This is a genomic window from Agriterribacter sp. (assembly GCF_035444585.1).
Lineage (GTDB): Bacteria > Bacteroidota > Bacteroidia > Chitinophagales > Chitinophagaceae > Agriterribacter.
This window is the reverse complement of the sequence record NZ_DAOMOZ010000324.1, coordinates 1-3657: the sequence shown is the minus strand read 5'-3', so window position 1 is coordinate 3657 and position 3657 is coordinate 1. Positions and strand designations below refer to the sequence as shown.

The 3657-nt window shown below is 47.5% G+C and carries 4 protein-coding genes; all 4 read right to left on the bottom strand.

What is annotated here, in order from left to right; translation table 11 throughout:
- On the bottom strand, positions 1 to 434 hold a 434-nt coding region (locus tag PLH26_RS20940), incomplete at its 3' end, for an SDR family NAD(P)-dependent oxidoreductase (protein WP_324587967.1).
- A gap of 32 nt (positions 435 to 466) precedes the next feature.
- Complete coding sequence (locus PLH26_RS20935) at positions 467 to 2179, bottom strand: IlvD/Edd family dehydratase (RefSeq protein WP_324587966.1); 1713 nt, start codon at positions 2177 to 2179, stop codon at positions 467 to 469.
- Between the two features lie 156 nt (positions 2180 to 2335).
- Positions 2336 to 3445: a 2-aminoethylphosphonate--pyruvate transaminase gene (locus PLH26_RS20930; RefSeq protein WP_324587965.1), complete on the bottom strand. Its 1110-nt coding sequence runs from the start codon at positions 3443 to 3445 to the stop codon at positions 2336 to 2338.
- 18 nt (positions 3446 to 3463) lie between these two features.
- On the bottom strand, positions 3464 to 3657 hold a 194-nt coding region (locus PLH26_RS20925), incomplete at its 5' end, for a hypothetical protein (protein ID WP_324587964.1).

The window sequence follows — 3657 nt, the reverse complement described above, 5'->3', positions numbered from 1 at the left end:
ATGAACAATATGCTTCCCCCGCTGCCGTGTTGTATGATCTGTTTGGCTGTAGCCTGCGCCAGCAAAAAGCTGCCGCCCAGGTTCAACTGCATTACTTTATACAATGAGTCGGGAGGGTAATCCAGAAAGTCGCCAAACAAAGTAATGCCGGCATTGGCAATGGCAATAGTGAGCTTACCAAATTGCGCTATTGTTTCATTGACCATTGCGGTAATAAAATCCGGGGAAGATACATCGCCCGGTAATGCCATACAGGAACCGCCTTTTTTGGCAATAGCAGCAGCGGCTTCCGTTGCTAATTTTTCATCTATGTCATTCAACACAACCGATGCGCCCTGTGCAGCCAGTTGCTTTGCAATTTCAAAGCCAATGCCCTGGCCCGCACCTGTTACAATTGCTACCTGTCCATTGAATGCTTTTGAAGGGTCATACATACCATACTGATTTCAAATCTTAAATTTCAAATTTAATGCGAATCTCTTGTTACTTCACTCCCTGATGAGCCCCTGAGGAAATCAAAATCAGCGCCCAGATGTGCCTGTTCCACATGCTGAAGATACAGATTCACATACCCGCGTTTGTAAGGTGAAGGAGGTTGTACGCTCTGCGCTTTCCTTTTTTTCAACGTTTCCGCTGTTATATCTGCATGCAGGGTCCTTTGCTCCACATCGAGTGTAATCATATCGCCGTTCTGGATGAGCGAAAGATTGCCGCCAACGGCGGCTTCCGGTGATACATGCAGCACTACTGTTCCGAAGCCCGTTCCGCTCATCCTGCCATCGGAAATGCGGATCATATCGGTTACGCCTTTGGCCAATAATTTTTTAGGCATGCCCATATTGCCCACTTCGGGCATACCCGGATAGCCGGCGGGGCCCACATTTTTGAGCACCATAACGCAGGTTTCATCAATATCCAGATCGGGATCGTCAATCCTGCTCTTGTAATCTTCAATATCTTCAAACACTACCGCCCTGCCGGTATGCTTCAGCAAATGTGCGCTGGCTGCTGAAGGCTTCAGCACCGCGCCCGCTTCACAAACATTTCCCTTAAGCACCACTATACCTGATATTTTGTTGAAGGGTTCAGCACTGGTGGAGATCACTTCCCGGTTGTAGCATTCTGCGTCGGAAAAATTTTCTGCTATGGTTTTACCGTTTACCGTTATGCAATCTTTATGCAGCATGCTTTCCATTTCCTTCATCACTGCAGGTAAACCTCCTGCATAGTACAGGTCTTCCATGAAATATTTTCCCGAAGGCTGCAGATTAGCGATGAGCGGTATGCCTTTGGAATGGATATCAAAATCTTCAATAGAGATATCCACTCCTGTTCTTCCGGCTATTGCCAGTAAATGCAGCACAAAGTTAGTAGACCCCCCGATAGCCGCATTTACCTTAATGGCATTTTCAAATGCTTTTCGGGTGAGGATATCCGATAGTTTCAGGTTTTCTTTTACCATTTCCACAATGCGGATCCCCGACAGTTGGGCCAGTACTTTCCTCCGTGAGTCCGCTGCCGGGATAGCGGCATTGCCCGGCAGCGACAGGCCGAGCGATTCTACCATGCAGGCCATGGTGGAGGCCGTACCCATCACGGCGCAATGCCCGCGGCTTCTGCACATGCAGGCTTCCGCAACGCTCAGCGCTTCCTGCGACATGGAACCCGACCGAACGGCTTCACTGAAACGCCAGATATCACTGGTGCCGATATCTTTACCTTTATATTTTCCTGTGAGCATGGGGCCGCCGGAAACCACCAGGGTGGGTAAATTTACACTGCAGGCGCCCATTACGAGCGAAGGAGTGGTTTTATCGCAGCCGCAAAGCAATACCACACCGTCCATCGGGTTGGCACGGATGGACTCTTCCACGTCCATGCTGGCCAGGTTACGGTAAAGCATAGCCGTAGGCTTGATCAGCGTTTCTCCCAAAGACATTACGGGGAATTCAACCGGGAAACCGCCGGCCTCGTATATGCCGCGCTTTACAGATTCGGCCAGCTCCCTGAAATGGGCATTGCAGGGCGTTAGCTCAGACCATGTGTTGCAAATGCCGATAACAGGCTTTCCTTCAAACTCATAGGAAGGGATACCCTGATTTTTCATCCATGCCCGGTATATAAAACCATCTTTGCCGGCTTTTCCAAACCAGCCGCGGCTGCGCAGTTCATTACTCATGATAAGCGATCCTTTTTTTAAAGGTATGGCTTTTTTGTATTTGAGATTTGAGATTGAAAATTTGGACAGACATTTTCACGCCCTCGGCCCAAACCTGTTAGGACTGCTCAACTTCGAAGCAGCGCGGCGGTCCTGGCAGGTTCCCATTTCCACATTTTATACTGTCACCGCATCTTCTTTCAATACTTCCTCAATAGCTGCAAGCAACGCTTTTACATCATCGGGAAAGATCTGGCCGATATTTCCAATGCGGAAAGCATTGGCCTTGCTGAGCTTGCCGGGATAAATAACGAATCCTCTTTTGTTCAGCTTTTCGTAAAAAATCTCAAAATTGAAACCGGGGTCTGAAGGATACAGAAAAGAAGAAATGATATGTCCCTGGATCCCGGGCTTAAGGTATTGCCTGAAACCGAGTGCGGTCATTCCCTCATCCAGGATTTGCTTGTTGGCTTTATACCTTTGCTCACGGGCAGGGATGCCTCCTTCTTCTTCCAGCTCTTTCATGGCCTGCCGGAAAGCCATAAGGCTTAAGGTTGGCGGTGTAAACCGGAATTGCCCGCTGGCTTCCAGCCCCGCCCACTGATCGTACAGATCAAGGCTCAGGCTGCGCGCCAGTCCTTTTGCTTTTTCCAGCTCACTGCGTTTGCACAATGCAAAAGCAAAGCCCGGCACGCCTTCAATGCATTTATTGGAAGAAGAAACAAGAAAATCAATTTGCATAGACTTCATATTCATTGTAACGCCTCCAAAGCTGCTCATGGCATCTACTATAAATGTTGTGCCATATTTTTTACAAGCTGCGGCAATTTCCGCTACAGGATTGAACAAACCCGTGGTGGTTTCACTGTGAATGCAGGCCACATGCGTAATGCCGGGATGATCTTTCAAAAAGGTTTCCGTTGCTTCGGGTGTTACAATCGCATCTTCATCAAAACGAAGTACGTTGTGATTCAGCCGGTGAATGCCTGCCATTTTCACGATCCTTTCTCCGTAAGCGCCATTGGCCAATACCAGCAGTTTGTCTTTTTCTCCCACTACACTGCTGATCACGCTCTCTACGGCAAAAGTACCGGAGCCCTGGATGATCACGCATTCGTAATCATCTTCTTTGCTAACCTGAGCCAGCTTCAATAATCCATTGCGGATATCTTTTACCGCATCTATAAATGCATGATCCCGGGAACCCATGTCTTTCAACATGGCTTCTTTTACAGTTAAGGAAGTAGACAGGGGGCCGGGCGTAAACAATAAAGAACGAACAGACATAAATGATAAAATTTAATATTAATGTGTTTGAACATTTTGAAATTCAGCTGTAACGGTCAATTCGCTTTTCCTTGCACGAACAGCACGTTTGTAAAAAAATATACATGCTGCCGCCAGCAATAAAAGAGATATTACAGCCTGGAAATAGGTAAATTTCATAAGCACTACCGACCAGTTCATTTCTTTCATAAAAAATTCTTTGTACAGCATCA